The sequence below is a fragment of the Roseburia sp. OM02-15 genome, assembly GCF_003481835.1.
Taxonomy (GTDB): Bacteria; Bacillota; Clostridia; order Lachnospirales; family Lachnospiraceae; genus Eubacterium_I; species Eubacterium_I ramulus_A.
This window is the reverse complement of sequence record NZ_QULX01000041.1, coordinates 1-6,386: the sequence shown is the minus strand read 5'-3', so window position 1 is coordinate 6,386 and position 6,386 is coordinate 1. Positions and strand designations below refer to the sequence as shown.

General features: G+C 44.6%; 7 protein-coding genes. 2 read left to right on the top strand and 5 right to left on the bottom strand.

Translation table 11 applies throughout. The features are described 5' to 3' along the window. A partial coding sequence (locus DXB15_RS16550; RefSeq protein WP_118703542.1) for an IS256 family transposase occupies positions 1-1,124 on the bottom strand: 1,124 nt, incomplete at its 3' end. Positions 1,125-2,245: 1,121 nt separating this feature from the next. On the opposite strand from DXB15_RS16550, the gene DXB15_RS16535 reads away from it, so the two are divergent. Next, positions 2,246-2,656: a ribonuclease Z gene (locus DXB15_RS16535; RefSeq protein ID WP_118703539.1), complete on the top strand. Its 411-nt coding sequence runs from the start codon at positions 2,246-2,248 to the stop codon at positions 2,654-2,656. 470 nt (positions 2,657-3,126) lie between these two features. Then, complete coding sequence (locus DXB15_RS16530) at positions 3,127-4,104, top strand: DNA/RNA non-specific endonuclease (protein ID WP_334294935.1); 978 nt, start codon at positions 3,127-3,129, stop codon at positions 4,102-4,104. 62 nt (positions 4,105-4,166) lie between these two features. Here the strand turns inward: DXB15_RS16530 and DXB15_RS16525 are convergent, their stop codons facing one another. The 4 genes from DXB15_RS16525 to DXB15_RS16510 form a co-directional block, all read right to left on the bottom strand. Further along, positions 4,167-4,793: a hypothetical protein gene (locus tag DXB15_RS16525; protein WP_118703538.1), complete on the bottom strand. Its 627-nt coding sequence runs from the start codon at positions 4,791-4,793 to the stop codon at positions 4,167-4,169. After that, a complete protein-coding gene (locus tag DXB15_RS16520; RefSeq protein WP_118703537.1) occupies positions 4,790-5,035 on the bottom strand; it encodes a hypothetical protein in 246 nt (81 codons plus the stop codon). The genes DXB15_RS16525 and DXB15_RS16520 overlap by 4 nt, the downstream gene beginning before the upstream one ends. Positions 5,036-5,048: 13 nt before the next feature. Beyond that, complete coding sequence (locus DXB15_RS17400) at positions 5,049-5,177, bottom strand: hypothetical protein (RefSeq protein WP_330427550.1); 129 nt, start codon at positions 5,175-5,177, stop codon at positions 5,049-5,051. Positions 5,178-5,274: 97 nt separating this feature from the next. Continuing rightward, positions 5,275-5,811 carry an RNA 2'-phosphotransferase gene (locus DXB15_RS16510; protein ID WP_118703536.1) on the bottom strand — a complete coding sequence of 179 codons (537 nt, stop codon included), beginning with the start codon at positions 5,809-5,811 and terminating at the stop codon, positions 5,275-5,277. Between the last annotated feature and the right edge of the window lie 575 nt (positions 5,812-6,386).

Sequence of the window (6,386 nt, the reverse complement as noted above, 5' to 3'; positions counted from 1 at the left end):
AAAAGAGCTGTATCGCTCGGGAATACGCTTCTCTGACGGTTTAATTTACGGTAAGTAGAATTCAGTGATTCAATGGCATTGGTCGTGTAGATTACCTTTCTGACCGTCGCAGAGAACTTAAAAATTGGAGAAATTGCATCCCAGTTATCTTTCCAGCGTTTCATGGAATTCGGGTATTTCGGAGTCCATTTTTCGGTTACCCGATCCAGAGCAGCCAGGGCCTTTTTCTCGTCAGCAGCCTGATAGATTGTTTTCAGGTCTGTTGCAAAGGCTTTTCGGTCTTTATCAGGGACATATTTCAGAGTATTTCTTACCTGATGTACAATGCAGCGCTGATACTCTGTTTTAGGAAAAGCAGCTGCAATAGCTTCTTTGATTCCTGTCAGACCATCTGCGAAGATAATCAATACATCTTTTACTCCGCGGTTTTTCAGTTCATTCATAACAGAAAGCCAGTATTTTGCACTTTTGTTATCTCCAACACTGATCGTCAGGACTTCTTTTTTCCCTTCCATGTTGATGCCAAGGATGACGTAAGCTGCAAGCTTACGGATTACACCATTATCACGGACGGAGTAATGGATAGCATCAATGTAGAGGATCGGGTAAACATCATCCAGTGGTCGGTTCTGCCAGTCTTCAATCTGTGGCAGTATTTTATCTGTTACATCTGAAATAAATCCTTCCGATGTTTCAAATCCATAGATATCTTCAATTGTCTCGGAAATCTGCCGGGTAGTCATTCCTTTCGCATACATAGAAATGATTTTTTGATCAATATCTGAAATATCCTTCTGGCGTTTTTTTACAACCTGTGGTTCGAAGGTAGACTTACGATCTTGCGGAACATCAATCTCCATGGCTCCATAACTGCTGTTGACTCTTTTTCGCTTATAACCATTTCGATAATCGTCACCATCAGAACGCTCAGATTTTCCATAGCCAAGATGTTCATCCATTTCAGCTTCCATCATTTCCTTAATGGTTCCACCAAGAAGATCTTTCAGTGCATCCTGAATATCTTCCGCAGTTTCAATGTCATACTCTTCAAGGAGCTGGTGAATGATATTTCTTTTTCCTTCTGTCATTTGTACACGATGTACCGGTTTCTTTTGTTTTGCCATAATAAAAGGCCCTCCTATGATTTTTATTTTATCATAGAAGAACCTGTTATTAACTAATTTACAGAAAAAGTTTCACACACTCAATTTTTCGGCAGCAGACAATGTAGAAGACACGGTGATTTCTAATCAGGAAAATCAATAATGGATTCACACTTGTACTGTTCTCTACAGAGCCTCGTAGTCCCATCTGCCCCGCCGTCACCCCGCCGTCCGCTGGCGCGTCCGGCTCACTGGCCACAATGCTCCGGCATGGCAAACATCCATCTGTCCAGACCGTCCATTTCTTGGCACACATTTTTTTTATCGGATTCGAGGTAACCTCCTTGTTACACAAAACAATATTTTCAGACTGTCCATTCCTTGGTACACATTTCTTTTACCGGATCCGAGGCATCCTCCCCGTCGCACAGAACAATTTGTTCCCGGAGCTGCCCACCCTGGCATACACCACTTTACAGGAGATTTTTGCAACATGTTGCAATTTTCTATTCTACAGTTATTTTTCCTGATTCATTTTCCGTTTCCCATCCAGACCGTCCCATCCATGCGAGACGAGAGAGTGATGACAGGATATGTCTTTCAGTGACAATTTTTCGTTCGCGCTTTTCTTCCGTTTGCCTTTCATTCCATATTATAAACGTGACATTATTTCCGTCACGAATATAATATGGAATGAAAGGCAGTTGACATTGTTATGACGGGGAGGCTTGGCTAGAACCAGTGGATAATTGTGTGCCGAGATGTGGGTTGGTCGATAAGCTGATATGTGCAGCAGGACAGACATGGTCGCCAAGAGAAGTGCAGCGGGCAGAAGAGGAACCGATGCACTGATATTGAAAAATGTGGCAGAAATTCCATTGCTTACGGGCAAGGGATTTTATTTGGCTGGCAAAGCTTGTGTGAGTGATACCAAATGCAAGTGGAGGTCTTCCGTTGGTTTATGCGTGGAGCCAACAGTATCTACTCTTTTTTGAGGAAAACATAAAAAATTACATAGGAAATGCCTTCTGGGAAATTGCTCCGGAGGGCATTTGTTTTATGCATTCTACTAAAAAGATGGTCGCATACAGTTTTTTTTGCTATAATATTAAACAGAAGAACAAAAATGGAGGGGAGTTGTCGTGAAAATAATCATATGTATCGATGATTCGGGTGGAATTTTGTTCAATCACCGTCGCGTCAGCCGTGACCGGGCAATCGTTGAATGGATAACGAAGCATCTTTCCAGCAAAAAGCTCTGGATGAGATGCTATTCCGAAGAGCTGTTTCAGGATTATTCTAACCGGAACGTGTCGGAGGATTACTTAAAAGAGGCTGGAGAGGACGAGTATTGTTTTGTGGAAGATGATTTATCCGGGGATGAAGACCGTATCAGCGAAATCATCCTTTGCAGATGGAACCGGAATTACCCGTCAGATGTGAAATTTAACCTGAGTATTCTTGATGAGAACTGGACGTGTGAACTTCTGGATGAAATCGAAGGTTCTTCTCATAAGAAAATCACGATAGAAAGATGGGAGAGACGATGTTAGGTAAGAAACAAAAGAAAAAGCTGGAAGAAGAGCTTCGGATGCAGGAAAAGCTCCGTCAGATTGAAGCGGAAGAAAAAGAGCGAAAAGAAGCGAAAAAGAAAGCGACAAAGAAAATGAAACGAGGAAGATGCATAAGCCTGATATTTGCACTGTTGTGTTTTATTATGGTACTTGGGACAGTGCCTAGTATATCGGCGATTGTTTTTGCGGCAATGGGTGTGCTGTTACTGCCGATTAGACCAATCGAAAAGCTCTGGAATAATATCTTAAAAGTGAAACCAAAAACGAGAGCGGTAATCATGGTCGTGGTATTCTTTCTGGCCGGTGCGTTTTATCGGCCGATGTACTACATCCCCAAGACGGATAATACAGCAAACACTGCGAAACAGGAGACAGTAGCAGAACCTAATGTGACGGCAGACCTTTCCGTGGAACCGGAGGTTTCTGCAGAACCGGAAGAGGAGCCAGTAGTGGCAGAACAGCCGCAGACCCCGGCAGAAGAGCCAATAAGTGAACCGGAGCCAGTAGCAGACACGGCCCCGACAGTATCACTGGATAGTATCCCGGCTTATTCCGGAAGTCCGTATGTCGTTGTCAACGACAATGTGCCGTATTTCTCCGATGCGGAACTGACAACGACGGCATTTGAAGATTACAGCAGCCTGGATAATCTTGGAAGATGTGGCGTAGCCTATGCGAACGTCTGCAAAGAAATCATGCCGACAGAAGAACGTGGAGCCATCGGATCTGTGAAGCCAAGTGGCTGGCACACGGTCAAGTATGATGTCGTGAGCGGAAAGTATCTCTACAACCGCTGTCATCTGATTGACTACCAGCTGTCTGCAGAGAATGCGAACACGAAGAATCTGATTACCGGAACCAGATATCTGAATGTGGAAGGTATGCTTCCATTCGAAAATATGGTGGCAGATTATGTAGAAGAGACAAATAACCATGTACTCTACCGTGTCACTCCGGTATTTGCCGGAGATAACCTGGTAGCAAGTGGCGTGCTGATGGAAGCAAAATCAGTAGAGGATAACGGAGCTGGAATCCTGTTTAATGTGTACTGCTATAACGTACAGCCGGGTGTAAGTATTGATTATGCAACTGGAGACAGCGCATTGGATGGTACGACACCGGCAAAAGGCCAAAGCCAATCGCAGGCGCAGACAGCCCAGTCAAGTGGAAGTTCAAGTGCATCGGCTGGCTCCGGCAGCAGTTCCGGATCCGGAAGTAACATTTCTGAGGCACAGGCACCTGCCGCAGTCACACAACCGTCTGACAGCGTGGCATCATCATCGGAGGTTATGGTGCATATCACAAATAGTGGAAAGAAATATCATAATGCCGGATGCCGGTATTTGAAGAGTGACAGTGAAGTAACATTGGAAAAAGCAAAGAGCATGGGATTAGAGCCATGCGGCGTATGTAATCCGCCGAGATAATCTCATAAAAACGAAAGAATCACCATCCGTTTGGTAAACTGCCGTCGGGATGGTGATTTTTTTTATTCGGTCGTTTTGAAGTTATCTGAAACGGAATAACCGGGACGTATCAGTTCTATTATCCGTTTATGTAGATTTTGGTAGTCGCATTTTTCAGCTCCCATCTTGATGAGAGAGGAGAGGGATGCGCGTTTCTGCTCCCCGGCTTTTTCATTCAGGATGGTGGTTGGCAGCAGGTAGAAATCCCATTGTGCAATATCCAGCGGATTTGCAGTCCCCTGATGGGTGTGCTTGTGAATACAGAATACATAGATATCTGCTTGTCTGGATAACTGCGTGGCGTAAGTATTGGATGCACTGTCCCAGCCATAGGTTGGCTGGATGCCGAAACTTAACGTGGAAAGATGTTCCTGCTCCCAGCTTTGCAGATAACCGAATGATTTTACTTCTACGGAGATTCCTTCCGGGGAGAGCAGGTCGTATTTATCCCAATTTCCCCGGACGTTGTCATTTACCCCAAGTGCGCAGGCAACCAGGTATTCAGCCAGTGCGCCACGCTGCGCATTATCCATGACGTTGGAATACGCCCAGCTCCAAAAGCTGTTTAAATCAGATACAGGATTTCCCTGTTCATCCGTGATGGGTTCTGTCCCGTTTAGCCGTTTCGGCTCTATGGGTGGATAGTTCATCTTTGGCACCTCCAAAAAACATTTTCTTTTTCAGAGATGAGGAAACGGATGGAAACATCATTTTCGGCACCAATGACACAGCTCATATTTTCCCAGTATTCCTCGTGATGCTGATAGAGCATGGCAAACGTGGAGGATTTCTTGTATGTTTCGAGATAAAGTTGTTGGTTTCTCTCAGTCATCGGAGATACGAAAACATCGCGACCGATAAGCACATTGTTCTTCTTTTCCTGATTTATCATCTTTCCCTCACCTCTAAAACGTTATCCCCATCTGATACCAGGTGGCTCCGCCGTGGTCGGATCCGGACAGACCTTCGTTCTCAAATCCAAATTTGCTGTAGTAATGTAAGTTCTTTGCGGTTCTGTAGATTGCCGCAATCATCCATTTCTGCGCAAAAAAAGAAGCTGCCGATCCGACAGCTTCCCAATCTTACCATTCGCAGGTTTCGATGTTTTTTTCGTTTTTCTTTCCAGATCCATTACAGCTTTTTAAGGTATTTCACCGGAACCTCCTTGGTCAGCCAGACATTGTTGACGGAAAGATAGAACGTATATCCGTCACGATGCATCTGCCCGGATGCCACCCGGTAGAGGACTGGACGCCCGTGTCTGCTGCCGACTTTGGTCGCAGTATCGGTATCCATGGAAAGATGGACGTAGAGCCGGCTTTTTGGCACAAGCCCTTCTTTATCGATGGAAGCTACATATTTCTCCCCGGTGCCGTGACATAAAAATTCTGGCGGTTTGGTCGGAGGTAGTTCCACATCAACTGGGATTGAGTGTCCCTGATTTGCCCGGATACGTGTTTTGTCATCATTGAAAGAGTAGCGGTTCTTGTCGTCCGTTGCCACAATCCGCTCCAATGTGTCCATATCAAACCTGGGGTTGTTTTTTGCAATCCCTACAATCAGCTCCGAAACATCTGCCCAGCCATGATTATCTAATGTGATTCCGACAACCTCCGGCTTGTGCCGCAGGATAAGCGCCAGATAGCGGTCTAACTTCGTTAAATCCATAGTAAACCCTCCTTGTGTTCAGTGTGATTCTCTTAAAAAAATTGTTTTTTGTTTTCGCAATCACTTTCATAAGTTTAATAATTTTCATTTTTTGAAAGTGGTTTCGTTAAAAATAGTTAAATAAAAAGATACGGGAGAGCAGGAGTGCGTGGGGTCCTGTCATCATCCCATATCTTTGTGTTTCTCATTAAGGAGCCAGACGCTTCCGGCCCACCTCGGGCATCAGTCCGCAACGGATGCCCCGATTGCTGTTACTATATCACATAAAAAAGAAATGTCAAATCCGGGAAGTGAGGTTGTTTCTGTTTCCGGATCCGGACGGTCTTCATGGTCGGGACGGATGGGATGGTTGCCAGTTTATCCCCGGCAAATCTGTTTTTATCTTTACCAGAGTAAATACATGCCTTGCCGATAGGTCCGTTGTCCTGTAAAATAGAAATAACAACAAGAGAGGTATGAAAATAATATGGGAAACAATAATAAAGGACGCGACTTCCTTTTCTCAGATGACTACGGCTGGTCCTATGTCAAGATTTAGTACAAGTTAAAATGAGGTTTTCCTCATCTTAACTTAC

What these genes read in the sequence shown, in the direction of transcription:
- DXB15_RS16525 (WP_118703538.1), bottom strand. Translation starts at nt 4,793, where the DNA reads ATGAACTATCCACCCATAGAGCCGAAACGGCTAAACGGGACAGAACCC.
- DXB15_RS16520 (WP_118703537.1), bottom strand. Translation starts at nt 5,035, where the DNA reads ATGATAAATCAGGAAAAGAAGAACAATGTGCTTATCGGTCGCGATGTT.
- DXB15_RS17400 (WP_330427550.1), bottom strand. Translation starts at nt 5,177, where the DNA reads ATGATTGCGGCAATCTACAGAACCGCAAAGAACTTACATTACTACAGC.
- DXB15_RS16510 (WP_118703536.1), bottom strand. Translation starts at nt 5,811, where the DNA reads ATGGATTTAACGAAGTTAGACCGCTATCTGGCGCTTATCCTGCGGCAC.